This is a genomic window from Paenibacillus sp. FSL P2-0089, from assembly GCF_038595095.1.
Taxonomy (GTDB): Bacteria; Bacillota; Bacilli; order Paenibacillales; family Paenibacillaceae; genus Paenibacillus_AQ; species Paenibacillus_AQ silagei.
In genome coordinates, this window is record NZ_CP152006.1 from 5,941,481 (window position 1) to 5,966,578 (window position 25,098).

Annotated in this window: 18 protein-coding genes; 2 read left to right on the forward strand and 16 right to left on the reverse strand. The window is 54.6% G+C overall.

The features are described 5' to 3' along the window. Window positions 1–37: 37 nt before the first annotated feature. The 8 genes from NST69_RS24935 to NST69_RS24970 all read right to left on the reverse strand — a co-directional run bounded on the left by NST69_RS24935 (window position 38) and on the right by NST69_RS24970 (window position 7,831). Complete coding sequence (locus tag NST69_RS24935) at window positions 38–778, reverse strand: NADPH-dependent oxidoreductase (protein ID WP_342550219.1); 741 nt, start codon at window positions 776–778, stop codon at window positions 38–40. Window positions 779–1,213: 435 nt separating this feature from the next. Next, the gene (locus tag NST69_RS24940; protein WP_340950456.1) at window positions 1,214–1,756 is read right to left on the reverse strand and encodes a GNAT family N-acetyltransferase; all 543 of its coding nucleotides are present in this window, start codon (window positions 1,754–1,756) and stop codon (window positions 1,214–1,216) included. A 52-nt stretch (window positions 1,757–1,808) separates the two neighbouring features. Continuing rightward, window positions 1,809–2,741, reverse strand: coding sequence for a metallophosphoesterase (locus NST69_RS24945; protein WP_076082256.1), 933 nt, complete (start codon window positions 2,739–2,741; stop codon window positions 1,809–1,811). Between the two features lie 37 nt (window positions 2,742–2,778). Continuing rightward, the gene (locus NST69_RS24950; protein ID WP_340950454.1) at window positions 2,779–3,465 is read right to left on the reverse strand and encodes an ion channel; all 687 of its coding nucleotides are present in this window, start codon (window positions 3,463–3,465) and stop codon (window positions 2,779–2,781) included. 18 nt (window positions 3,466–3,483) lie between these two features. Further along, window positions 3,484–4,302, reverse strand: a complete 819-nt coding sequence (locus NST69_RS24955) for a DUF3891 family protein (protein WP_340950453.1) — start codon at window positions 4,300–4,302, stop codon at window positions 3,484–3,486. A gap of 275 nt (window positions 4,303–4,577) precedes the next feature. After that, window positions 4,578–5,342: a succinate dehydrogenase iron-sulfur subunit gene (gene sdhB, locus NST69_RS24960; RefSeq protein WP_036701591.1), complete on the reverse strand. Its 765-nt coding sequence runs from the start codon at window positions 5,340–5,342 to the stop codon at window positions 4,578–4,580. A 38-nt stretch (window positions 5,343–5,380) separates the two neighbouring features. Next, window positions 5,381–7,123: a succinate dehydrogenase flavoprotein subunit gene (gene sdhA, locus NST69_RS24965; protein WP_036701593.1), complete on the reverse strand. Its 1,743-nt coding sequence runs from the start codon at window positions 7,121–7,123 to the stop codon at window positions 5,381–5,383. 42 nt (window positions 7,124–7,165) lie between these two features. Continuing rightward, window positions 7,166–7,831: a succinate dehydrogenase cytochrome b558 subunit gene (locus tag NST69_RS24970; protein WP_342547439.1), complete on the reverse strand. Its 666-nt coding sequence runs from the start codon at window positions 7,829–7,831 to the stop codon at window positions 7,166–7,168. 415 nt (window positions 7,832–8,246) lie between these two features. Between NST69_RS24970 and NST69_RS24975 the strand changes: the two genes are divergently transcribed. Continuing rightward, window positions 8,247–9,146 (forward strand): LysR family transcriptional regulator, encoded by a 900-nt coding sequence (locus NST69_RS24975; RefSeq protein ID WP_340938347.1) that lies wholly within the window; start codon window positions 8,247–8,249, stop codon window positions 9,144–9,146. 114 nt (window positions 9,147–9,260) lie between these two features. Here NST69_RS24975 and NST69_RS24980 read toward each other — a convergent pair whose 3' ends face one another. From NST69_RS24980 to NST69_RS25010, 7 genes are all read right to left on the reverse strand, one after another. Beyond that, window positions 9,261–10,910 carry an ABC transporter substrate-binding protein gene (locus NST69_RS24980; protein WP_342547440.1) on the reverse strand — a complete coding sequence of 550 codons (1,650 nt, stop codon included), beginning with the start codon at window positions 10,908–10,910 and terminating at the stop codon, window positions 9,261–9,263. 65 nt (window positions 10,911–10,975) lie between these two features. Next, window positions 10,976–11,875, reverse strand: a complete 900-nt coding sequence (locus tag NST69_RS24985; protein ID WP_340938344.1) for a carbohydrate ABC transporter permease — start codon at window positions 11,873–11,875, stop codon at window positions 10,976–10,978. Between the two features lie 14 nt (window positions 11,876–11,889). Next, a complete protein-coding gene (locus tag NST69_RS24990) occupies window positions 11,890–12,849 on the reverse strand; it encodes an ABC transporter permease subunit (RefSeq protein WP_340938342.1) in 960 nt (319 codons plus the stop codon). A gap of 464 nt (window positions 12,850–13,313) precedes the next feature. Then, window positions 13,314–13,508, reverse strand: a complete 195-nt coding sequence (locus NST69_RS24995) for a hypothetical protein (RefSeq protein WP_342547441.1) — start codon at window positions 13,506–13,508, stop codon at window positions 13,314–13,316. Window positions 13,509–13,691: 183 nt separating this feature from the next. Then, window positions 13,692–15,959, reverse strand: coding sequence for an AraC family transcriptional regulator (locus NST69_RS25000; protein ID WP_342547442.1), 2,268 nt, complete (start codon window positions 15,957–15,959; stop codon window positions 13,692–13,694). Window positions 15,960–16,205: 246 nt separating this feature from the next. After that, window positions 16,206–16,874: a TrkA family potassium uptake protein gene (locus NST69_RS25005; protein ID WP_036721939.1), complete on the reverse strand. Its 669-nt coding sequence runs from the start codon at window positions 16,872–16,874 to the stop codon at window positions 16,206–16,208. 12 nt (window positions 16,875–16,886) lie between these two features. Beyond that, window positions 16,887–18,248: a TrkH family potassium uptake protein gene (locus tag NST69_RS25010; RefSeq protein WP_340994290.1), complete on the reverse strand. Its 1,362-nt coding sequence runs from the start codon at window positions 18,246–18,248 to the stop codon at window positions 16,887–16,889. 250 nt (window positions 18,249–18,498) lie between these two features. Between NST69_RS25010 and NST69_RS25015 the strand changes: the two genes are divergently transcribed. Beyond that, window positions 18,499–20,202, forward strand: a complete 1,704-nt coding sequence (locus NST69_RS25015; RefSeq protein ID WP_342547443.1) for a CPBP family intramembrane glutamic endopeptidase — start codon at window positions 18,499–18,501, stop codon at window positions 20,200–20,202. 90 nt (window positions 20,203–20,292) lie between these two features. Here the strand turns inward: NST69_RS25015 and NST69_RS25020 are convergent, their stop codons facing one another. Then, window positions 20,293–24,867, reverse strand: a complete 4,575-nt coding sequence (locus tag NST69_RS25020; protein WP_342547444.1) for a discoidin domain-containing protein — start codon at window positions 24,865–24,867, stop codon at window positions 20,293–20,295. Between the last annotated feature and the right edge of the window lie 231 nt (window positions 24,868–25,098).

The following is a 25,098-nucleotide window of genomic DNA, read 5'->3' on the forward strand; positions in this document are numbered from 1 at the left end:
TGTGGTGCTTTTTTGCGCTGTACACCTAATACTGTGCTTATTCCTTATTCAGATTCTCACAGGTGAAGCCCTGCTGCTTCAGGGTACGCTGCGAGTCCCCATACTGCGGATTCAGAGCGTAGAAGCGGGCAATCATACTAGTCCAGCTACGTTCCGTCAGCCCCTGGGACTTGAGCAGCTCCCGGTGAGTCTCATTATATTCTTCGATCAAGTGTTGCTGATCCGGGTTATAGACCTCTTCATGGTACACAGCTGCTATAGGCAGGCGTGAACCCTTCGGCTGTTCCCCCGCCGGATAGCCGATGCAGAGGCCGACCACCGGGAATACATACGCTGGCAGCTGCAGCAGTTCAATCACCCCTGCCGTGTTACGGCGTACGCCCCCAATCGGGATAATCCCCAACCCGAGCGACTCGGCGGCAGCTACTGCGTTCGATAGTGCAATGCCGACATCCGTAGCCCCAACGAGCAGCGCGTCTATATCCGCAGCCGTTTCGAACGGTTGGCCTTCCAGCTCCGCCGCAAGCTTGGCCCGGTGAAAGTCCATGCAGAACACCAGGAATACCGGTGCTTCCGCCACATGCTTCTGGTTACCGCTCAGCGCCGACAGCTGCTGCCTGCGTTCCTCGCTGCGTACCACAATTATCGATACTTGCTGGCCATTCACCCACGACGGTGCCGCCTGGGCTGCCTCAATAATCGTCTTCAGCTTCCAAGGCTCCACCGCCTGCCCGCTGTAGTTCCGGAATGAACGGTGGTTCATAAGTAATTTAATCACATCATTCAAAGATTCATTGCCTCCCCATCTATACTTGTCCATGTACCATCTACACTATCATAGCTCAATCCCCTTGGAGACTGCCAGCACACAATGTTTGATGCCACAAGTATGGTGGCTGCAAATTCAGGTGCACTAATGCTCCTCATTCAGCCATTTAGCCAACTATCTATGAATTCAGGGGCATTATTGCTCTTCATTCGGACATTTAGCAAACTATCTGCAAATTCAGGTGCACTAATGCTCCTCATTCGGCCACTTAGCCGACTTCCAGCCGCTTCAATGGGATTTATCCCTCTCCTCGGGAGCCCTGGCCCGCACACGGCCAAAAAAAATGGACCCGAATCATCGGGTCCCAACAGCAGTTATATTTTCAAAAGGGGGTCATGTACTTAGTTTAACCGCTGACTGTTAGAGTTTGATAACGGCATTATTTCAATTGTGTAACAATGTGAAGACTTTCATTACGTCGCCCGAGCCGTCCGCCATCGGCAGGGTCCGCTCCAGGGTCAGGCCGTTCCTCAGCATGACCTGAGCGGACCGGTAATTATCCCCACGGCAGCGCCCCTCGACCTTCCTCAGGCCGAGTTCCCTGAAACCGTAGGCCAGCAGCAATCCCAGTGCCTCGGTTGCATACCCGCGACCCCACCATAACGGATTCAGCATATAGCCCAGCACCGCCTGGCCCTCCTGCCGGTTCCAGTTCTGCAGGGAGACTGAACCGATCAGCTCCGGCTGGCCTAACATATAGATTCCTGCATGCAGCGCGCCGGGATCATAGCCGTGCAGCATCCGGTTCACCAGCTTATCCAGCACACCCTGCCGGGAAGTCGATCCATGGCGCAGCTGAATATGCGGCTGCACCTCAGGGTGGGAGAGCAGCGACTTCAGCAGCGCTCCGTCGCCGGACGCCATATTCTTCAGTTCTACCTTAGAACCTTGCAGTGACATCCCCATGATCATCTCATAAGTGCTCATGAACTTCTCCCTCTTCTTCTCCCGCCTATCGCGTCCCTCTCTTGCAGTCCGGCTACCCCCGGCGCAGAGTCAGCACGGTAAGCTCCGGGCGGCACAGGAAGCGCAGCGGCATCAATGTCTCGCCGAAACCCCTGTTCACATACACTGGCATGGCCTTATTCTCTGTATAATACAAGCCGTCTATGTATTTCTGAGATCCGTAGGGCGTGAACGGCGCGCCGACCAGCGGCAGGCGAATCTGACCGCCGTGGCTATGCCCCGAGAGCTGAAGGTGAAACGGGTACGCTTCCGCCACATCGGCGTAATCCGGCTCATGCATCAGCAGCACCGTGAAGATGCCGTCAGGAATATCCCGGATGGCTGCCTCCGGGTCCGGCTTGCCGTGCAGCATGTCATCCAGTCCTGCTACGGCAATCGTCGCTCCGCCTTGCTTGATCAGATAAGACTCGTTCCGCAGGACGCGGAATCCGGCCTCCGTCAGCAGACGGGTCAGCAACTCCGTATTCTTGTAATCATGATTCCCGAGGATGGCATACTTCCCAAGCGGAGCCTGTAGCTCTGCCAGCAGGGGGACTGAGTCGGTCAGATCCTCGGCATAGCTGTCTACGATATCCCCGGTGAAGCAGATCAGATCCGGCTGCTCTTCCTTGATATGCTTCGTCAGCCGGGCCAGATCCTTCGCATCCTTGTTGAAGCCCAGATGCACATCGCTGAAATGGACCAGCCGGGTCCCGGCGAACGCGGACGGCAGCTCCGCAAGCGGCAGCTCCCGGCGGGTCACCTCTAACCAGTTCGGCTCCCCCTGCCAGGCATAGCCGCCGGCGAGGAGACCCGCCCCTACCACCGCTCCTGCTCCCCGGGCCAGGAACTGGCGGCGGGTCATCTTGCGGCCGCTTCGGCCTTCCGGCTTCGGGGGGCCTGTTCCCGCGCCATCGGCAGCAGCAGGAACTGTACGCTCGGGAGAGCCTCCGAACGATTTTTTCATAGGGAGATTCTCCTCTCTGTCTTGAATTCTAATCGGGTTATTGCCGATCCGCTACGGCTTCATCCACTTTGTCATCAATATCTACTTCAATGGCCGCCTCAATCTCTTCCTCCGTGGTATTTACCCCAAGAATCTTGCGGAACAAGCCCAGCATGGACAGCGCATAGGCGACCGTAATGAAGCTGAAGCAGATCTGCATAACTACAACCAGCCTTGAGGTATTGTCTATGGGAGCTATATCTCCGTAACCGACGGTCGTAAAAGTAGCCACGCTGAAATAGAGGAACGTAATCAACTGGCTAAGCAGATCCTGGCCCAAGCCTTCTCCCTGGAACGAGGACTGTCCAAACAGCTTATATATCGATGTATATACGACTGTAAAAAAAAGAATGCAGGTGAACGCAGCGATGCTGATCCGGACCAGCGTCTGCTGCATTCTGACTTCCTTATTGTTGGAATCCCTGATTTCATGGAAAATAAACAGAATATAAAACAGGACTGAGGCCAGGACAAAAAACAGAATCAGTCCGCGCAGTCCCCGGTTGCCGGGCACAATCGTCCCCAGATCGATCAGGTTCAGCAGATCCTCCACCGAGATCAGCGCATAGATCAGAATAGGAGCAAGCAACACGCCTCTGCCCATCCAGTTCAGCTTCAACCGGGCAAACCTCACTACCAGGAATACAATGACAATGATATTAAAAGCCCAGATCCACCATGCCATGGCTTTTACGCTCCTGTTCTATGCTCCCGGCTTCCCGCCGGGAAGGTCCTTATCCGGTCCGCTTATGACTCTGATCCGGCATTCTTCCTCAGGAGCCTCGCGGTAGGCAAGGGCAATACCCTTAGCCTGAATGTCCTTGCGGCTGACCCGCCGCTGCTTGAAGCTCACTTCAACCTCCTGTGTGAACGGGAACGGGGTCAGGGTCAGCGTAGCACTGTCCTGCCACTCCGCCTCAATGGCACGGCCGGAGGTGAAGCTGAACTCCTCACTGCCGGAGAAGCCGTCTGCGAACCAGGGGTGCTTCTCGGATTCGGCGCTGCCCGGCCTACTAAGCGCCAGGAACAGCGACAGATCATCGCAGAATTGCAGCAGTCTGGCGTCATAATACAGCTCGCCTTCTTCAAGCGGTTTGCTCTGCTCCAGCGCCCGGTGGATACGGGCACGTCGGTCCGCTTCATCCTCCAGATATTGCGTCAGCTCCGGGCATTCCTCACCCGACACCTCAATCAGCCGTTCAAAATGCGAGCTGCACAGCAGCGCCCCGTATGGCGTCTCCGCTTCCACCTCATCGATTCCCCGTCTATAAAAGGTCAGCTTCGGCACAACCGGGAAATCGAGGAAGCTGTAAGGCAGCCCCTCCGCATCATTCCAGAACGGTGTCTCATCCAGATCAATCCAGCCCCGGTCATGGTTACTTACTGCCCACAGTACCTCAGCCCGGCGGCCTTCCGCGGGCGTATGCTCTTCCTTGAACCACTTAGCAAATTCTCCAGCCAGCAGACCGTGCTCATGCTGCTTCGTCATTACAAGCGTTCCATCCTGTTCACGGCAAATCACAGTCATTCCTCCCCGTTATCCGCTGTCAGACGGTTATCTTCAGCTATGTAGATTATAACATATTCACCTATATTTATCGGAACCTGTGGACGTATGGCTATTCTATGCAGCTACAGGCTTCTCATTACAGGCTGTCTACACATGTACCCTTTTTCCAGCCGGCCAGAAACATCCTTGACCTGTTACTATGCCAGACGCAGCCAAACAGGCCACCCAGGATTGACACCTGAATGGCCTGCTACAATTCTGATTATAGAGAAATGGGCTACATTGCCTCAGACACCCAGCCAGCGCTTGAACATATGCTTCGTCGTCTGCTTGTTGATCTCGGCAATGGAGGTCGTGAGCGGAATGCCCTTCGGGCAGGCCCGCACACAGTTCTGCGAGTTGCCGCAGCCGTCGATCCCGCCGTCTTCCATGAGCGCATCCAGGCGCTCTTCAGCGTTCATCTCACCTGTCGGGTGAGCGTTGAACAGCCGCACCTGCGAGATGGCTGCCGGCCCGATGAAATCGGTCTTCTCGTTGACATTCGGGCAGGCCTCCAGGCAGACGCCGCAGGTCATGCATTTGGACAGCTCATAGGCCCACTGGCGCTTCTTCTCCGGCATGCGCGGTCCCGGACCGAGATCATACGTGCCGTCAATCGGAATCCAGGCCTTGACCCGCTTCAGGGCATTGAACATCCGGCTGCGGTCAATCACCAGGTCGCGGACGACCGGGAAGGTCTTCATCGGCTCAATGCGCACCGGCTGCTCCAGATTGTCGATGAGCGCTGCGCAGGCCTGACGGGGTTTGCCGTTGATGACCATGGAGCAGGCGCCGCAGACCTCCTCCAGACAGTTGGATTCCCAGCATACAGGAACTGTATTATCGCCTTTCGCGTTCACCGGATTACGCTGAATCTCCATCAGCGCGCTGATCACGTTCATCCCCGGACGGTAGGCAAGCTCGAACTCCTCCGTATAGGGGCTGGTCTCCGGTTCATCCTGGCGGGTAATAATAAATTTCACATTTTTGGGAGCTGCTGCTGTTTCCGCCATGTCAGTTACCTCCTAGAAAGTTTGGTTAGTCTAACCTGTCAGTCCTTCGAGTAATCCCGTACGCGCGGAGGAATCAGCGATACATCGACTTCCTCGTAGGAGATCTGCGGACCGTCTGCTGTCCAAGCGGCTTTGGTGGTCTTGAGGAATTCCTCATCATTGCGCGTCGGGAATTCCGGCTTGTAATGTGCGCCCCGGCTCTCATTGCGCAGGAGGGCTCCAAGCGTCATCGCCTCCGATAGCTCCAGCATGTTCCACAGCTGGCGGGTGAAGGCCACGCCCTGGTTGCTCCAGCGCGAAGTGTCGCTCATATTGATATTCTTGTAGCGTTCCTTCAGTTCTTTGATTTTGCCGATGGTCGCTTCCAGCTTCTTGTTCTCACGCACCACGGTCATGTTCGCCGTCATCCATTCGCCAAGCTCCTTATGGATCACGTAAGCATTCTCTGTACCAGTCATCCCCAGGAGAGACTCATATTTATCGGTCTGCGTCTTGTGGAAGCTATCGAACACCGTCGAGGAGATATCCTGCACTGATTTCTTAAGGCCCTTGATGTATTCCACAGCCTTCGGACCAGAGACCATCCCGCCATAAATGGCAGAGACCAGGGAATTCGCGCCCAGACGGTTGGCCCCGTGGTATTGATATTCACATTCCCCTGCCGCGAACAAGCCGGGAATATTCGTCATTTGATTATAGTCGACCCACATGCCGCCCATCGAATAATGCACAGCCGGGAAGATTTTCATCGGAATCTTGCGGGGATCATCCCCCATGAACTTCTCGTAGATCTCAATAATGCCGCCCAGCTTGACGTCAAGCTCCTTCGGGTCCTTATGCGACAGATCCAGGTAGACCATGTTCTCGCCGTTAATGCCCAGCCCCTGATCCACACACACATTGAAAATCTCACGGGTAGCAATATCGCGCGGCACCAGGTTACCGTACGAAGGATATTTCTCTTCAAGGAAGTACCACGGTTTACCGTCCTTATAGGTCCAGATCCGTCCGCCTTCACCGCGCGCCGATTCCGACATGAGCCGCAGCTTGTCATCGCCGGGAATCGCCGTCGGGTGAATCTGAATAAATTCCCCGTTCGCATAATGCACACCCTGTTGATACACGGCGCTTGCGGCGGTTCCTGTGTTGATGACCGAATTCGTGGTTTTGCCGAAAATAATTCCCGGACCGCCGCTGGCCAGAATGACCGCGTCCGCCGGGAAGGTCTGAATCTCCATCGTCTTCAGATTCTGGGCGCTGATGCCGCGGCAGACCCGCTCATCATCCAGAATCACCGAGAGGAATTCCCAGTTCTCGCTCTTGGTCACCAAGCCTTCCGCTTCCCAGCGGCGCACCTGCTCATCCAGCGCATACAATAGCTGCTGGCCGGTAGTCGCCCCGGCAAAGGCTGTGCGGTGGCGCTTCGTTCCGCCGAACCGGCGGAAGTCGAGCAGCCCCTCTGGGGTACGGTTGAACATTACGCCCATCCGGTCCATCAGGTGAATAATGCCCGGTGCCGCTTCGCACATGGCCTTCACCGGAGGCTGGTTGGCCAGGAAGTCGCCGCCGTAGACGGTATCGTCGAAATGCTCCCAGGGCGAGTCGCCCTCGCCCTTGGTATTCACGGCGCCATTGATGCCGCCTTGAGCGCAGACGGAATGTGATCTTTTGACAGGGACCAGTGAGAATAGATGTACATGCGCGCCGGATTCAGCGGCCTTAATGGTAGCCATCAGGCCGGCCAGACCGCCGCCCACGATGATGATATCGGCTGATGCCATGATTGTTCCCCTCCTACAAGTTAATAGTTCTCTCTTCTATTACTAAATAAAGCTGCGCAGCGACTGCATCGCCACGGCTGCCGTTTGGAATTCATCGTTACGGAAGGTAACCAGCGACAGGACGAACATGAAAGTAACGATAACGAAAATACCTAGGCAAAGTACGGACGATACTCTCTGCGAACGCGGCCCCACCGTGATTCCCCAGCTGATCAGGAACGACCATAGACCGTTGGAGAAGTGGAAGCAGGCAGCCACGATTCCGACAATATAGAGAGTCATCAGCAGCGGCTGGGTCACAATGTTATGCATCACTCCGCCAAGCTGATCATGCTCCACCTTGCCGAGCGCTACCTGGACGCGGGTGTCCCACAGATGCCAGACAATGAAGATGAAGGTGACAACTCCGCTGATCCGCTGCAGCGTATAACGCCAGTTGCGCTCAAGATTGTAGCGGTTCAGGTTCGGCTTGGACTGGTACGCGATGTACAGGCCGTAGACTCCATGGTACAGCAGCGGCAGCCAGATGCCGAACAATTCCAGGAAGAAGACAAGCGGCAGGCTGTTCAGCCACAGCACACTGTCTGTGAAACCAGAAGCGCCACCCTCTACTGCTGCGAAGTTCGTCAGCATGTGCTCAAGGAAGAATGCCCCGAGCGGGATAACGCCGAGCAAGGAATGAATCTTTCTGGAATAAAATCCTCTCATGCAAAGTGTCCCCTTTCCATATAAAACAGCGTTTTCACAAGTCTTTTTAAAGAGCATACACCGCCGGGAGTACAGTTGAAACAGGGCAGCGGCAGACTTGATTTACCGGCTAATAGTCTGTTTTCACCACTATCCATTGTTTTCCCGGACTTTGCTGAATAATTCACAATATGTGAATATCTTGTGTCACTTTTCATGTTACTCTTTTTTTGCTTATAAGGGAATTGCAATCTAATTATTAATCGTTATACAATAATTGCATAAGAATATTTTTAATATGATAATAATTCTCATTTAGCTTCATTAATAACTTACAATTTAGGGTTGTCTTCCTGCTCATCAGGAGAACCTTGGATCCTCGGCTATACTTTTTATCACAGTTGGATGGGAATTTGGGAGAGAGGAGCACTTTGAAATGTATGATGATTTAGATGCGTTTGCTGCGGTGGTGGAGCACTCCAGCCTGAACCGGGCCTCACGCCAGCTCAACCTGTCCCAACCTGCCCTCTCCCGCAAAATCTCCAAGCTGGAGGAGCGGCTCGGCGTCGCCCTGTTCAACCGCTTCGGCAAGCGCCTGGAGCTTACAGAGGTTGGCCGGCTTACCTACACCTATGCGCTGGAGCAGCGGCAGCAGCGTTCCAAGTTCCTGGAAGCGTTATCGAAGTTCAAGGAGGGCGAGCCGCAGCTCGTAACCCTGGGTGCCAGCCTGACCACATTGCAGACCACCCTGCCTCCTCTGGTAAAAGCGTACACCGAGAAATATCCGGCAGCCGAGTTGAAGCTCATCACCGGGAAGACCCATGAGATGGTTACCGCTGTCAGCGAAGGCAAATGCGATGTCGCCATTATCGCCTCCCAGGTCCGGGAGCCGGGGCTGCGCTGCATCCCGCTGTTCGAGGACCAGCTCCGGCTGGTCGTCTCCGAGCAGCATCCGCTGACCCTGACGACGCGGCTCACCATGGAGCATCTCTCCCGGCTGCCGATGATTCTTTTCTCCAAGGGAACCTGGTACCGCCGGACGACAGATGATCTGTTCCAGCGCTGCGGGGTTGATCCCGATGTACGGATGGAGATCGATTCCTTCGAGGCCATCGTCCGTCTGCTGCCCACCATCAAAGCTGCGGCCCTGCTGCCGAATTCGTATCTGCGCCCGGAGCTGCTGAACGGCGGGGGGCTGGTCTCCCTGCACATCAAGGAGCTGGAGCAGACGCAGCGGACCACTTGCCTCATCTACCAGAGCAGCGGCGGACTCAGTACGGCAGCGCGCTGCCTGGTGCAGGTGACGGAGGATGTCTTCCTGAACAGCCGCGAGTAGCGGCGGGGAACACAGCAATCACCCGGCAAGCCTCCGTAATGCTACGGATCGGCCTGCCGGGTGAGGATACTGCCGGGTAATTCTTTTGCTATACTAAGCCAGGCTTACATCGAATTAACGGAACTTGCCTGCATCAATTGCCGCCTGCTTCTCATCGAGAATCTCCTGGTAGCCTGCCTCCAGATACGTCTTCTTGGCGGCTTCATACGTAGCATCGAATTCTGCCTCCGGAGCGAGCACCACCTTCACGTACAGCTCCTGGAACAGCGTATTCAGATCCGCCTTGTATTCGTTCACCTTCTCCAGCACTACATTGAACAGGGCATCCGGTGTACGGAATTCGGCAACCTCGTCATAATACTTCACCAGATCATCCGCCAGCGGCTCATAACCGGCCGGTGCCCAGTTGCGCAGGTTGGCCTTGCGGGTCTTGGCTTCATCCGGGTACTGGGCAATTTCTGTCACCAGACCCCAATAGTCCTTGTTATTGTTCTGTGCCAGCACCGCTTCGCCCTTATAATCCGGGTTCTTCAGCGCAATGCCGTCTGCGTCAAGCGTATAGTTCTCCCCTTCGATCCCGTTCTGGAACTTGAACAGGTTCTCCGGCTGGCTGAGCCATTCCAGATACATCCATACCGCTGCGCGTTCTTCAGGCGTAGACTCATAGTTAATCCCCATGATGAAGCCGAACGGCCAGTAAGCGCGTCCCTGAGGCTTGTTGCCTTCCGGAACTCCCGCATACGGAGGCACTACGGCAAATTCAGCATCCGGATTATTCTGCAGCGTAGCCGCAAAGACATCGGTGTTGTTCGCCAGATAGAAGCCGAAGTTGCCGGTTTTGCCTGCCACGAATTCAGCCTTAATCTTCGGTTCATCGTTGCGCAGATAGAATTCCTTATCGATCAGGCCGTTGTTATACTGATAATTGAGGTTACGCAGGTAAGCCTCAGTCTCCTCCGTAGTCAGATCGGCCACGCTGAGATCGGAATACAGCGCACGATATTTCGCATCCACCGGCCATTTACGGAACGGATAGTTGAAGTTGAAGAAGTTCTGCAGCAGATTGCCGCCGCTTACCCCGAGTCCGGCTTCCTTCCACTTGGCCAGCATCTCGTTATACTTCTCCAGCGAGGTCAGATCCTCAACCTTCATGCCTACCTTTTCCACCCAGTCCTTGCGGATAATGTTGACGAAGTTGTCGGCTTCAGGACGCGCAGCGAAGAAGAAGGTCTTCTGATCATCCACGGTACCATACTGTTCAATCGTCTCACCCATACTTTTCCAGTAGGTCGGCGCATAATTCTGAATCTCTGCATAGTCGAGCGGCTGCATCACATCCTCACCATAATAAGTAAGCGCTTGCGGCATATCATAGTGGAAAATAATATCCGGAGCCTTGTGCGAAGCCAGCAGCTGTTCGAAATCCGTTACTTCCTTGGAGCGGGTGATCGGCACATAATTAACCTCTATATTATATTTGTCGCCGAACTCCGCCTGCACCCAGCGGGTATAATAGTTATCGGACACGTTCCAGCCTTCATAGGCACGCTCATAGACCGGAATGTCGAGCGAGACTTTTTTCTCGAAGCCCTTGGAATAATCAGGATAGGCTCCTTCGGCTTGGTTCGTAGCAGCGGCTGTCTCGGCCGGCTTATTGCTGGATTCAGCTGTATCCTTGGTGTTATTTCCCCCGGAACACCCGGCCAGCAGGCCGGCCGTCATGACGGATGCCATCATTAACGAATACACGCTTCTTTTACTCATCGCAATTCCCCCATTTTTTGAATTTTCGTGATTCCAAAGAATGACTATATACCAGGGACGCAGGATTACTCCTTGACGGCTCCAAGCATAACACCTTGAACGAAGTATTTCTGGACGAACGGATACACACAGAGGATAGGCAAGGTAGCGAATACAACGACTGACGCCTTCAAAACTTCGGGATTGCTGAGCTGCACCTGGCTGGCCTCCAGCTGGAAGCTTTCACTTGCCTGAATGACCAGATAATACAGCTTGAGCTGAAGCGGCCGGAGCGAGGTCTCATGCTTGATATAGAACAATGCGTCCTGATAAGCATTCCAGCGTCCCACTGCATAGAAGAGAGCGAGTGTCGCCATAATCGGCTTGGATAAAGGCAGCACAATGCTGAACAGAATCCGGAAATGCCCGGCACCGTCGATCCGCGCAGACTCTTCCAGACTTACGGGAATCCCGTGCGTTAGAGAAGTCTTCATAATCAGCAGATTGAAGGCACTGAAGGAGAGGGGCAGCACCAGTGACCAGATGGTATCCATCAGCCCCAGATTATTGATGTTCATATAGTCGGGAATGATGCCCCCGCTGAAATACATGGTGAACAGGAAGATGAAGGTGATCACCCTGCGGCCCTTGAACTGGGTTCGGGACAGCGGATAGGCGGCGCAGATGGTCAGAATCATGCCCAGAATGGTGAACAGCACCGTCACGATGACCGAGATATACAGGGAACGGAGGATGCTGGCATCCGCGAAGATTTTGTTATACGCTTCAATGGTGAAGCCCTGCGGCCACAGAAAGACCTTGTTGGCAATGACAAAGGAGTCCGAGCTCAGCGATTTCGATACGACATGAATGAACGGCAGCAGGCAGATCAATGAGATGATAATAATGACGAGGCGGATCAGCGTTTCCCAGATATCAATACGTGCTTTATGGGGTGCAGCAGTGCCTCCGGCAATTGCTTTCATGGTTCCTCTCCTTTCTACAAAATCCCATCCTCACCAAGCTTCTTGGCTACGCGGTCTGCGGAAATAACCAGAATAATCCCGATGACGGACTGGAATAATCCGATGGCAGTCGCCCGGCTGAAGTTGCCGCTCTCAATCCCCCAGCGGTACACCAGAACGGGAATGGTGGTGGTGTACTCCGTGGTGGCCTTATTCTGCAGCGCATAGATACGCTCGAAGGAGCCGTCCATTACTTTGCCCAGCGCCATAATCAAGAGCGTCACAATCGTTGCCCGGATCGATGGAAGGGTGATATTCCATACCTTTCTCCAGCGCCCTGCCCCGTCCACCGTAGCCGCTTCATACATCTCAGGGTTGATGCCGCTCATCGCCGCCAGGTAGATAATCGTGCCCCAGCCCATGCTCTGCCAGACCCCGATCACGAGATAGCTAATGAGCCAATTCGTATCCTGCTGCAGGAACGGAATCCGGGTACCTCCCATCAGCTCTATGAGGTTATTGACAACGCCGCCCCCCTCACTGAGGAGCTGATACGCGATGGCTCCGATAATGACCCAGGAGAGGAAATGGGGCAAATACAGCACCGTCTGATTGATTCTTTTGAACCGTACACTCTTGATCTCGTTCAGCAGCAGAGCCAGCACAATCGGCATCGTGAAGCTGAAGCACAGGTCAAGCACGTTCAGCAGCAGAGTGTTGCGGACGGCCCGGATGAAATCAGGCTTGGCGAACAGGTCCTGGAAGACCTGCAGCCCGGCCCATTCACTGCCCCAGAAGCCTCTGGCGATCTTATAGTCCTTGAAGGCGATTACAAGTCCGGTCATGGGCAAATATTTGAATACGATGACAAAAGCCAGCGGAAGCATCACCAGCAGATAGAGCTGCCAATCCCGCTGTAAATAATAGCTGAACCCCTGTTTCCTTCTTAATAATGGACTGTGATTCGTTTGTGAAGCGCTTGCAGCTTTCAACATATTCACCTCCTGCCTTGAATTCTTCTTGCCGGCTGCCGGCTCGTGTTCTCCGGCCTGGCTCCTATGCTACCGCCTTCGCCGGGGCTTGAATATCATGAGTATTGATGATCACCTATCACAATTGATTCACAAATGATTGTTGCCCGGCGCACCAAGCTTCAGGCTAAGGTGAATAATCAAAACTGATAGGCATTCCCAAAATCAATAAAGCGCTTTCACTTAGGAGAGCAGGTACAAGTCGGATAGCGAGGGATGGGGCCGGGGGTGATTGGAGTGATTGGGGCGATCAAGGAGCAATCAAGGAGCAATCAAGGAGCGATGATAGCTAACAGGGAGCGATTCGGGAGCTATGAGAGCTATCAGGAATGATTAGGGAGCTACTGTTGCTCGCCCCGCCCGCTTTTACTAATATAGATTTGAACACTCCTACTTTCCACGAACTCAGGGGCACTTGTGCTCTTCATTTACTCAGTTGGCCAACTTTTCTGAAATTCAGGGGCACTTATGCTTCTCATCCGCTCACTTTCGGCTCCATCAGAGGGATTTATCCCTTTCTTTTCCGCATCCAGCTCACTTTCAGCACTATCAGAGGGATTTATCCCTTTCTTTTCCGCATCCAGCCCACTTTCGGCACCACCAGAGGGATTTATCCCTCTCATTTCCACCGCCTGCCCACTTTCCACCGACAAGCCGAAAAACTAAGATCCTTGAAACGAGATACCGGTCCGCCGGGGATGGGTTTCTAATGGTTTCTACGGGTTTCCATGAGCTTTTATGGGCTTTTATGGGCTTTTATGGGCTTTTATGGGCTTTTATGGGCTTTCATCACCATCTATGAGCTTCTAAGAACTCTTGCTCTTAGCCGATTTGTAGCCGCTCGGCGGCATGCCTTCATACTTGCGGAAAAAGCGGTTGAAGCTCTGCACATTGGCGTAACCGACCTCTGCGGCAATCTGCTTGATCGTCAGTCCCGAATCCAGCAGCAGCTCCTTGGCCTGCTCGATTCTTAGCTGGTTCACGAAATCAATCATGCTGCTGCCGGTCTGCTCATAGACAAGCTTGCGCATATAAGAGTAGCTGATGCCAATCTGCTTGGCCATGTCCTCGAAGACAATCTCTTCGCGGTAGTGCTGCTTCAGGTACTCCATGATCCGCTGCGCATAATTGGTCTCATGGGTGCTTCGGTCCAGGCTCTGTACAATCTCACAGTAAAAATCATACAGGTACTCCTCCAGCTCATCCAGCGTATCCATCGCGGCGAGAATCGAATACACGTTGCCCCGGCCCATAATCATCCTTCCGGTTCCGAGGTGGTTCTCCCGGAGATGCTTGATCGTCGCGCCCATCAGCTGATGATAGATGAACATAATATTATCGTAGGAGATATGTTCCTCTGCAGAGATCTGGCTGCGGATGCTCTGCAGCTCCTTGAAGATTCCCACCAGGTCGCCGGCATCCAGGAAATTCAGAATTCGCCGCTCGCTGCTCTCAGAGTCAACATACTTGCGGCTGTTATCCTCCCCGTCATGCCAGTACATGATGCTTCCGGCCCCCTTGATCATCCTGCGTTTAATCACCTCCATCGCCTCGAACAGCCGCAGCGCCACCCTCTCCGGAGCATCCGTCCGCTCACTCACCCCAATCGTGACCGAATGCTCCAGCAGCTCAAGAGACTGATCGCGGATCTCCTCCAGCGCCTGATGAATCAGAGTACTATGCGCCTCCCCCTCCTCCGGGGCAAAGTTCAGTACAATCACTGTACAGCCCTCATTATGGTAGATACAGCGGGCCACCAGCCCCTCAGCGAAAACATTCTCATACTTGGCACTCAGCAAATACCGGTGATAACTGCGCGTCTCCACATTGGTATGGCCCACGTATCTTCTATATTGGTCGATGGAGACCACCACCACTCTGTAACAGGCATGCGGAAAAACCTCCGTAATCCGCGGCGGAATCTCACCGCGCAGCAGACGGTGCACGGCAAGACTGCGGGTATCCTGTTCGCGCTCCTGCAGCAGCTGGAACAGACTCTCTTCCTCCTCCTGCATCCGTTTGAAGGCCAGATCCAGGAAGGCCAGCTCATTCTTGTTCACTACGCCCAGATCCAGCTTCGAGCGCATCGTCTGCACCAATTGCCTCAGGGGCCTGGATAGCCAAGTGGCAAGGAAGATGGCCAGCAGCGTCCCCAGTACAATGATCGCCCCCGTCAGCAGAATAATATTTCCCTGCATCTCCCGGGACTTGGTCATTAGCTCATCCATGGAGCTCCAGCTGACATTCCACCACCCGGACAAGGAGGAGCGGCTCCAGGCATACACCGTCCGTTTGCCCTCCAGCTTGCGGAAGGTGTAGCCTTCACTGGCTTCCTGATTCAGAATCTCCTGTAAGAACGGCAGCTTACGGCTGTCGGAGAGCAGCATGGACCGGTCATTGAAGGAGATCACCGTACCCGCAGCGTCCAGCAGCAGGTAGTTGCTCTCACCCACCTCGGTAGCATGCAGATATTTGCCGATCTGGCTCTCCTTCATGTTGACGACAATCACTCCCCGGGTGGTGGTGGACAGGCGGTTGAGTGGGTACACATAAGACACCACATTCTCGCCCGACGCAAGCTTACGGGGCACCCATACCCCGCTGATCCCCCTGCGCCCCTTAAGCGCTTCTGTGATCCATCCGATAGGCTCATAGCGGGCAAGCGTCGTGATGCTGCTGTCGGTAGAGAAGACATAATCGGAATCCTCCAGGACAAAGAATGAAGAGTACACACCATCCACCCGGCGGTTCAGGTTCAGCAGTTCCTTGGTCACGGACAGCGCCAGACTTACATTGTTATAGTTGGCGTTAATCTCATCGTAGGTCTCGAAGCTGCGGATGCGGTCAAAAATATTCGTCGCCGCCAGACGCGATGTATCCTGGGCCAGATTGGCCAGCGCGTTCTCGTTCAGCCTGCGGTTGGCATTAAGCCCGGCCAGCGTGGATTCCCCGATAGCCGCTTCAGAATTCTGTATAATCTGTGACCCGCTGTACCAGGTCAGGACTGCTGTAGGAATAGCCATAATGCAGAATAGAATCAACGCCAGCTGCAGGATCATCGGTGTTTTTTTCATCACATATCCCCCTAAGCATTTCTATGTTACCGCTTACAATATTTTTATTTTATCATTTCAGGATACATTTTACATATGTGTATAGGAAAATTTTTCAACCCCCGCGCGGCATGTTACAGGCTGATATGCAGGCGTTCTAATGTGCGGCTGCAGGCTTACGCCGAAACAGCAAAAACGCCTGGATGCATTGCCATCCGGGCGTTTGTAGCTTTCTTTTATCGGGATAGGCTGGCTGGCAGGAAGTCCTTACTCCGCATTCACCGCTTCATCCTCGAACTCCTCGATGCTGTCGTTGGAGCCGATTACCACCATGATGTCTCCCTGATGCACATGATCATGCGCGGTCGGGGCAACGATGATGCCATCCTCGCGGTTCAGGGCAATGATGCTGCAGCCGTATTTGGCGCGGGTGTTCAGCTCAGAGAGGCTTTTGCCGTTCATGCAGGCGGGCACCGTCAGCTCAACGACCTTGTAATCCTTGGAGATCTCGATATAATCGAGCAGATTCGGCGTCACCAGCTGATGAGCCACGCGGATACCCATATCCCGCTCCGGGAAAATCACCCGGTCTACCCCCAGCTTCGACAGCGCGCGGCCATGCAGAATGGAGATGGCTTTGCCGACCACCTGCTTGACGCCCAGCTCCTTCAGCAGAATCGCGGCCAGAATACTCCGCTCCATATTATCGCCGATCGCCACAATGCCGCAGTCGAAGTTACGCACCCCGAGCGAGCGCATAATCCCTTCATCCGTAGCATCCGCCATAACTGCATGCGTCAGCCGTCCGGTCATCTCCTCCACCCGCTCCTCCTGGTGGTCAATGCCAAGCACCTCGTAGCCCATGGACATCAGCTCCAGCGCCAGACTTGAGCCGAAGCGGCCCAGGCCGATTACAACAAACTGCTGTGGTTTCATGACTTGATTCCCCTATCCAATTATCATTTTGCCTTCCGGATATTTATATAATGGTTTACCCTGTCTCGGACCGAGCGCATACGCCAGCGTCAGCAGTCCCAGCCGTCCGGCGAACATGGTCAGGCAGATCAGGATCTTGCCGACCTGTGTCAGCTCAGGGGTCAGTCCCAGACTCAGTCCGACATTGGCAAACGCTGAGATCGTCTCGAACAGAATCATCAGATACGGCAGCCCCTCGGTAGTCGAGAGCATCATCGAGACCGTAACGATCAGCAGCAGCGCCAGCAGCGTAATGGTCAGTGCCTTGAACACGCGCTCCTGAGCCAGCCGGTAACGGAAGAGCACGATGTCTTCGCGGCCGCGCAGCATGGAGATGACAGCTCCGATCATCAGCGTGAAGGTTGTGGTCTTAATGCCGCCGCCGGTAGAACCGGGGGAAGCCCCGATGAACATCAGAATCACAATGAAGAACTGTGTGGCCTGACGCAGTCCCGTGATATCCAGCGTGTTGGCCCCTGCCGTACGCGGTGCCACCGATTGGAACAGGGAGGCCCATAGCTTGCTCCCGAGGTTCAGCGGTCCCAGGGTCCGCGAATTGGTGAACTCGAAGATGAAGATGACCACCATTCCGGTCACAATCAGTCCGGCTGTCATCGACAGCACCACCTTGCTGTGGAGCGACAGCCGGCGTGTGCGGCGGTATTCGGCCAGGTCGGAGATGACGATGAAGCCGATTCCCCCGGAGATGATCAGGAACATAACGACCAGGTTAATGACAGGGTCTCCGACATAGCTGATTAAGCTATGATCATGCCCGCCGAACAGATCGAATCCGGCGTTATTGAACATCGACACCGCGTGGAACACCCCGTAGTAGACCGCGCGGCCCAGCGGCATATCCACCGCCCAGCGGATGGACAGGAGAAGCGCTCCCGCAGCTTCAATGACCAGGGAATAGAGCAGCACCTTGCGGATCAGCCGCACAATCCCTTCCATCGAGCTCTGATTCATGGCTTCCTGAAGAATCAGCCGGTCACGCAGTGAGATTCTGCGCCTGAACACCAGCGCAAACAGCGTGGCCATCGTCATGAACCCGAGCCCGCCAATCTGGATCAGCACCAGAATGACCGCTTGTCCGAATCCCGTAAGATGGGTACCGGTATCCACTACAGCCAGTCCGGTCACACAGGCGGCAGAGGTGGCCGTGAACAGCGCGTCCATGAAGCGGAGCGGCTGCCCGGGTACGCTGGATACCGGAAGCATAAGCAGCAACGTGCCGATGAAGATAACCGCGGCGAAGCTCAGCACCAGGATTTGCGGAGGAGCCAGCTTCAGGAAGCGGAAGCCGGTGATCTTGGAAGACGGTGACGCCAAACTTCTCATCCTTTCAGGGTTCCATATTAGAAGTTACGAATCGGTCAGTATCAGATAAGCATACAAAATTATATACGTTATTGCCTAACTTCACAAAGACTCATTTTGATAAGAAGACAAAAATAACAAGCCTTTAAGCATAAGCCGGGACTTCTTCACGTAAAAGGATAATAAGGCATTTCTTTGTACCTGCCCGGCATGTAATACTATAATGGATGGATGAGAGCATTTTATTTCAAGGAGGCGTTCCATGAATCCCGTCGGCCAGCCCCTGCATCAGCGGCCCCTTACTACCAAACTTATCCTTGCCGGAATTCTCGGACTCATTCTATTTGTCATGTTCCAGATCGCTCCCCAGCTTCTCTCCAGTTCAGACGGGGATACAGCCATTCTCAGCAAAAGCGAAATCCGGGAGAAGGCCGCCGCCTTCGCCGCCGGGCAGCTCGGCTATGAAGCCGCAGCCGGAGATGAATGGGTGATCCTGTACAAGACGGACTCTTCCTTCTACGGCTATATGTCCCGTGAGAAGCTGCTTCCGGACTATTCCAAGAATAAGCTGGACCAGCGTTATCCGTTCGATGTGTACCATGCGGTGCTCTATACGTCCGGAGAGGCGGCAGCCCGGCTGGCAGTCGATCTCAATATGTATACCGGCAAGCCTGCGGCTTTTGCTGTTGGCGCCGATGCCGATGCTGCGTCCGGGCTGAATTACGGGGAGCGGCCCACGGCGGCAACCAAACGTACCGATCCTGCCAATCCTGTAAGCAGCATACCGGAGCTGAGTCTGGAGGCAAAAGAGAGGCTTGCCCTTCCCTGGCTGAAGCTATGGGGGGCCAATCCTGCCAAGCTGAAGATTGAGGCTAATCTTGAGGGATACGGGCTTGTCTATTCCGACAACTCCGTCACCATAGGTGAATTACCGCTTAAGTACCAATTCAATTATCTGAACGGCGAGGTCTCGTACTTCCGTGCCGGATTCTCGGCTCCTGCCTGGCATGATACTTATGTGGACGGGCAGACCTCGCTTGCCAAGAAGCTCACCTTGTTCGGCTACGGCCTACCTACCCTGCTGCTCGGCATCCTGGCGATGATCTACGGCATTCTGCGCAGGAAGCATACTTCCTGGAAACGCGGAATTTTCCTGAGCTCCGTCCATTTCCTGATCATGATGGTCAGCAGCTACAATGTGGTATCCGAATCCGGCAGCGGCAGCGCTGAAGCCAGGGTTACAGCAGTAGTCATGTTCATCATCTACGTTCTGTACAGTCTGCTGATGTCGCTCCTGCTCTACTTCTCTCTGGTCGGAGGGGACGGCTTGTGGCGCTCTGAGGAGAAGCTGAATCCTTGGCCCCGGGCCTCCGAGCCCGGCTACGGCCACTATGTACTGAAAAGTATTCAGGCTGGTTATATCTGGGCCTTCATCCTGCTTGGCGTACAGACCGTCATGTTCATTATTCTGTCCTATACGCTGGATAACTGGTCCACCACTGACGCCAGCCAGTCGCCTTACAATATGAAATATGCCTGGCTGCTGCCGATTGTAGCCTGGCTGGCCGGGCTCTCGGAGGAGGCGGTCTACCGTCTGTTCGGTATCCGGATGCTGAAGAAGCTGGTCAAGAATACGCTCATCGCTTCACTGATCACGACCCTAATCTGGGCACTCGGACATACGCTCTACCCGATCTATCCCGTCATCTCACGGCCGATTGAGCTGACGGTCATCGGTCTTCTGTTCAGCTATATTTTCATCCGGTACGGGTTCATCGCGGTGATGTTCAGCCATGTGGTATTCGACAGCATCCTGATGGGCGCGACACTGATCTTCATGCAGGATAAGGTGAATATCGGCGCTGGCATCGTGACCATCATCCTGCCGTTCATCGTCGGTTATCTGGTGTATCGCTTCAACCCTCCACGGGAGCCGAAGCAGGCCGAACCGAATCCTACTCCATAAACACCAGAAGCGGCTGCGCCTCCTCCTCCGGGATAGCGCAGCCGCTTCTGTATTGTTATGCTGTCCAGACTGACTTGTGCATTCTGTGCATTAATAGACGGACAATTCCCATAAAGAGTAGCCATATTGTGTGCCGCGCTGCGTCCCGTTCACTTTCACGTACCGCGCGCTGACCGGGTTGAAGCTGATATCGTCGATGTCCCCATCCCCGGTTGTTGTGGAATAGGCCGTTGTCCAATTCGTGCCGTCTGCTGACGTCTCGATTGTGTAGGCTTTGGCGTACGCGCCCTCCCAGTTCAGCAGGACACGGCTAACCGTCTGGGCAGAACCCAGATCCACCTGAATCCACTGCGGATCACTGAAGTCCGACTCCCAGCGGGTGCCAAGATCTCCGTCCACAGCACCGGCTGCGGGCTGCTTCGGATTCTCCGAAGCGGTCACCGCCTTGTTCAGCGCAAGGTTCACAGTTGGCGTTGTGCCGCCGGTAATCACCTGCTGCACCGAAGCATCATTATATCCGGCTGCAGTGACTGTAATCGTGTAAGTTTTCCCTGCAGGGAACAGCGCAGGGTTCAGGGTGATTGTACCGGCTGCCACGGTATAATTCGCTGCCGCTGCTGCCACTCCATCCACCCTCACCGCAGTAATTGCATTTCTCCAGGCCGCATTCTCCGTGAACGTCAGCTCAATCGGCTGGCCTGCTGCGTTCCCGGTGGTATCGGCTGTCATGGCAGGCGGAGTAAGCGGTGTTACAGCGCTGCCGCTGCCGTACACTTCCAGTTCCCATAAGGAATACCCGTACGGCGTACCGCGCTCTGTGCCATTAACCTTCACATACCGCGCGCTGACCGGGGTGAAGCTAATGTCATCGATGTCCCCGTCTCCGGTTGTTGCCGAATAGACCGTTGCCCAGTTCGCTCCGTCTGCCGACGTCTGGATCGAGTAGGCTTTGGCGTACGCGCCCTCCCAGTTCAGCAGCACACGGCTGACCGTCTGGGCAGAGCCCAGATCCACCTGAATCCACTGCGGATCGCTGAAGTCTGATTCCCAGCGGGTGCCCGGGTTCCCGTCCACAGCTGCGGCAGCGGGCTGCTTCGGATTCTCCGAGGCAGTCACCGCCTTGTTCAGCGCAAGGTTCCCTGTCGGCGTTGTGCTGCCGGTAATCACCTGCTGCACCGAAGTATCGGTATATCCGTCTGCCGTCACTGTAACCGTGTAAGTTTTTGCCGTGGGGAACAGCGCGGTGTTCAGCGTGATTTTACCGGCTTCCACAGTATAATTCGCTGCCGTTGCTGTCACTCCATCCACCTTCACTGCAGTGATTGCATTTCTCCAGGCCGCATTTTCCGTGAACGTCAGCTCAATCGGCTGGCCGGCTGCGTTCTGAGTGGTATCGGCTGTCATGGCAGGCGGAGTAAGCAGCGTATCTGTGGTGACCTTCGTCGGGTCCACCTTCACCAGCTTCTTGGCTTCGACTACAGCCGAGCCTGTCACTCCTCCGCTGTTGCGGAACGTAACGGTTATGGCCGCATTCGTCGGATTCCAGACCAGCGCGCGGTAGGCGGAACCTTTTTTATACACCGTTGCACTGTAGCCGTTCTCCGCCCAAATGTCCTTGGTGCGTGATCCAAGCGTGGCCATATTGTGCACGAACCAGTACGTGTTGTACAATTCGTTCTGCTGCGGCAGTGCCGGATTCCATTTATTCAGCACCGCCTGCGGATCGCTCAGCGCCTGAATCGGCCAGACAATATGGTACCAGTCCGGTTCCGGCCCGCCGTTATCGGCCACGAAGCCGCTGTATAATCCAGCCGCCTTAGCCGTATCGAACCCGTAGCTGGTTAAATATTCTGCTGTAGGCAGCCAGTGAATGCCATAGACATACACCGGATTCCCGTTGAAAAAGGTGCCGAAGAAATTCGAGCTTCCGTAAATCTGGCCCACCGTTTTATGCGTATAGCCCGGCAGCCAGTTATCCTGGTCGTAGTTGAACCAGTACTGCTGTACTGCTCTAAGCTCCGTCGTGAAGCCCATAATGGACGCATCGCGGAAGGCTGTATTGCCGGTCAGCGTGCTCCACATATATTGGCCGACCCAGCCGAACAGCGATTCCCCTGCTGCTTCCTGGTTATTGCCGCTGTCATTGTCCGCATACCCGCCGGCCCAGGAATGACCTTCATACGGGTCGAAGTTGCGGAAGTACGGGTACTTAGGGTCTGTCTTCGACGGATTGGCATAATCCCGGATCAGCTCATCGACCATTCCGCTGAATTTATTTCTGAAGTCGGTATCATAGGTGGCGAGCACGGCCGATGCAAAAACATAATAGCCATACGTGAAATGATGGTCCGTGATGCCGGAGTTCGCGCCGAACTCGCTGTTTTTATAGATCAATGTTCCCCAGTCAGAGTTGTAGTCGAAATAATAATCGGTTTCCCCCGAGGTGTACGTATACCAGTCTGTAAGCACCGTCTTCATCCGGGAGAGGAACAGATTCTTGTAGCTCTCATTGCCGATCTGATCGGCGATCAGCACACCCATGGCCAGCGGATGCAGCTTCTTGCCCTGCCAGTACGCATCGGCCTGCATCAGATTGGTGGCAGTGTCCGTATCCAGCAACGCCAGGTAATTCAGCAGATCCTGACGGGAATAGGTAGAATCGCCCGGCTCGGTGAACTGCGGCACAATGCCGTGGAATTTATCCGTAGTGGCGAACGAATTGCCCTCTGTCACCTTCATCGTTCCGCGGATGGACGGGAAGGAGACAGCGGTCAGCGGTGTTGTGGTCACCTTCCACTGGTGGGGAAGCTGGGCCATCAGCGTGGTATTCGGGAAGCCTGAACGCTTGAGTTCTGTTACCGCATTGAAGGTAGTTGTGACATCTGAGGTCGTCTCGTTGAAGGTATAGGCCACCTTCGTGTCCGTCACGAAGGCATAGCCGTGCTGGTAGAAATAATTCAGATTGGACGGTGCCGGAAGAGCCGACAGGGACAGGTAATTCTGGCCTCCTCCCAGCTGAATTTTGAGCTTGGCGCCGACCCGCTTGAAGGTTGTACCGGCCGGAGCATACAGCCCATAGTGTCTGGTTACCATTTCAGGCGTTGGCGCCCCGTTGGAATTGGTAACCGCAATGCCGATATGGTCTGCAGTCACGGTGTCGCCGTCTGCAGCCAGAATCGTAGTATTGCTGTCATTAAAGAAGCGGGCCCCGGCGGGCAGATACACTTCAGGACTGGACGGATCACTGAACTGCGAGTAGAGGTAAGGCGAGCCTTTGACGAACGTTGTCTTCAGCTTCTCCGCAGCGCCATCGCTTAACACCGCAGTCGCCGACCAGTCGCCGTAACCGGTAATCCGGTTCGACATCCCCGAAGTATTAATGTTGCCGGCCATCAGGAACAGGTCCGGGCTTCCCGCCGCTTCCTGCGCCTTGCCGTCGGCGCTTAAGTAGCCTGCACCCGGATTCAGAATGCTGAGGCCCTGCTTGGTATATTTCGATTTGAGCGGAAGCGTGATAATGCCGTTGCCGAGCTGATTGATCATAATGGACTGCCACCAGTCATTGGAAGGCAGCGGCGCAGTCAGCGCATCTGATTTGTACAGCGGATATTTAGGCTGGGGAACCGAGAGGTCATTCGCGGCATGGCTGCCTTGGCCTACGGGTACTGTGGTCAGTGTAGGCAAGGCCGGAATGTTATAGACCGGCTTGGGATCGCCTGCCACATAATCATAGGCTTGGAATTCAAAGATCGAGTACCCGAAGGAGGTGGCTCTGCTGATACCCTTCATCCGCAGATAGCGGCCGCTGGCATAGACCGGCAGATTAAGTGTGCCACCGTCGCCGTGAAGCTCGCGGTATACCGTAGTCCATGTGCTTCCGTCATTGGAAACCTGAATATCATAGATCCGGCCGGCAGCGGCCTCCCAATTAATGACCACCCGGCCCAGCGTACGTACGCTGCCCAGATCAACGCTCAGCCATTCATTATCGGTCGCGTTGGAAGACCAGCGTGTGTTCAGGTTGCCGTCTACCGCCAGTGCCGGCAGGGTAGAGCCGACAGGGAGATAGTCGGCCACCTGATAGGATGAAGCCGTCGCGGGCTTGTTCAAGGCCACATTCGGACCCAAAACTACCGGAGGAGGATTAACGCCGCCAGTGCCGTATACTTCAAACTCATAGAGGGAAATGCCGTATTGCGTCAGGTTCCGCTCTGTGGCGAATACCCGGACATAACGGCCGGTGCCGCTGAGTGTAATGTCATCCACACCGCCGTCTCCAGTAGTTGTGGAATAGATATCACTCCAATTCAATTCATCTGCGGATACCTGGATCTTGTAAGACTTGGCGTAAGCCCCTTCCCAGCGGAGCACAACGCGGTCTACCGTTGCAGTTGCCCCGAGATCCACATAAATCCAGTTCGGGTCCGTCCCCCATGAACTGCTCCACCGGGAACCTGTATTGCCGTCCACCGCCAGATCCGGGGTATTATTGCCCTCCGTGCCCGATGCATACGCGGGCCGGTCTGTGGAGAGCAGATAAGAGTCCGCGGCATATGCCCGTCCGGGCGGAAGAACCTGCACGAGACTCAGCAGCATGACGATGCTTAGAATAAGAGCGGTCCCGCTGATTCCCCTCTTGCGTCTTACAGATTTTGAATATACCATTCCCTTTATCCTCCTCTTTACGATTGGATTGCAGCTCTTCAGCCTGTAAACCTGACTTTTTCCGGAGTCCATTTCCCGGAGTCTGCATCAGCCCCTTACCCTGGTTCTGGAAGTCCACAGCTTTCACACAAGCGCTTTCATAGATTCATAATAAGCGTACCCCTTACCGAAACCGGTTGCAATTGGTAAAAGCGACGATTTATGCAAAATATGAAGATTTATCTAATTGTG

What these genes read in the sequence shown, in the direction of transcription:
- NST69_RS24940 (WP_340950456.1), bottom strand. Translation starts at nt 1,756, where the DNA reads ATGAGCACTTATGAGATGATCATGGGGATGTCACTGCAAGGTTCTAAG.
- NST69_RS24945 (WP_076082256.1), bottom strand. Translation starts at nt 2,741, where the DNA reads ATGAAAAAATCGTTCGGAGGCTCTCCCGAGCGTACAGTTCCTGCTGCT.
- NST69_RS24950 (WP_340950454.1), bottom strand. Translation starts at nt 3,465, where the DNA reads ATGGCATGGTGGATCTGGGCTTTTAATATCATTGTCATTGTATTCCTG.
- sdhB (WP_036701591.1), bottom strand. Translation starts at nt 5,342, where the DNA reads ATGGCGGAAACAGCAGCAGCTCCCAAAAATGTGAAATTTATTATTACC.
- sdhA (WP_036701593.1), bottom strand. Translation starts at nt 7,123, where the DNA reads ATGGCATCAGCCGATATCATCATCGTGGGCGGCGGTCTGGCCGGCCTG.
- NST69_RS24970 (WP_342547439.1), bottom strand. Translation starts at nt 7,831, where the DNA reads ATGAGAGGATTTTATTCCAGAAAGATTCATTCCTTGCTCGGCGTTATC.
- NST69_RS24975 (WP_340938347.1), top strand. Translation starts at nt 8,247, where the DNA reads ATGTATGATGATTTAGATGCGTTTGCTGCGGTGGTGGAGCACTCCAGC.
- NST69_RS24980 (WP_342547440.1), bottom strand. Translation starts at nt 10,910, where the DNA reads ATGAGTAAAAGAAGCGTGTATTCGTTAATGATGGCATCCGTCATGACG.
- NST69_RS24985 (WP_340938344.1), bottom strand. Translation starts at nt 11,875, where the DNA reads ATGAAAGCAATTGCCGGAGGCACTGCTGCACCCCATAAAGCACGTATT.
- NST69_RS24990 (WP_340938342.1), bottom strand. Translation starts at nt 12,849, where the DNA reads ATGTTGAAAGCTGCAAGCGCTTCACAAACGAATCACAGTCCATTATTA.
- NST69_RS24995 (WP_342547441.1), bottom strand. Translation starts at nt 13,508, where the DNA reads ATGAGAGGGATAAATCCCTCTGGTGGTGCCGAAAGTGGGCTGGATGCG.
- NST69_RS25000 (WP_342547442.1), bottom strand. Translation starts at nt 15,959, where the DNA reads ATGAAAAAAACACCGATGATCCTGCAGCTGGCGTTGATTCTATTCTGC.
- NST69_RS25005 (WP_036721939.1), bottom strand. Translation starts at nt 16,874, where the DNA reads ATGAAACCACAGCAGTTTGTTGTAATCGGCCTGGGCCGCTTCGGCTCA.
- NST69_RS25015 (WP_342547443.1), top strand. Translation starts at nt 18,499, where the DNA reads ATGAATCCCGTCGGCCAGCCCCTGCATCAGCGGCCCCTTACTACCAAA.
- NST69_RS25020 (WP_342547444.1), bottom strand. Translation starts at nt 24,867, where the DNA reads ATGGTATATTCAAAATCTGTAAGACGCAAGAGGGGAATCAGCGGGACC.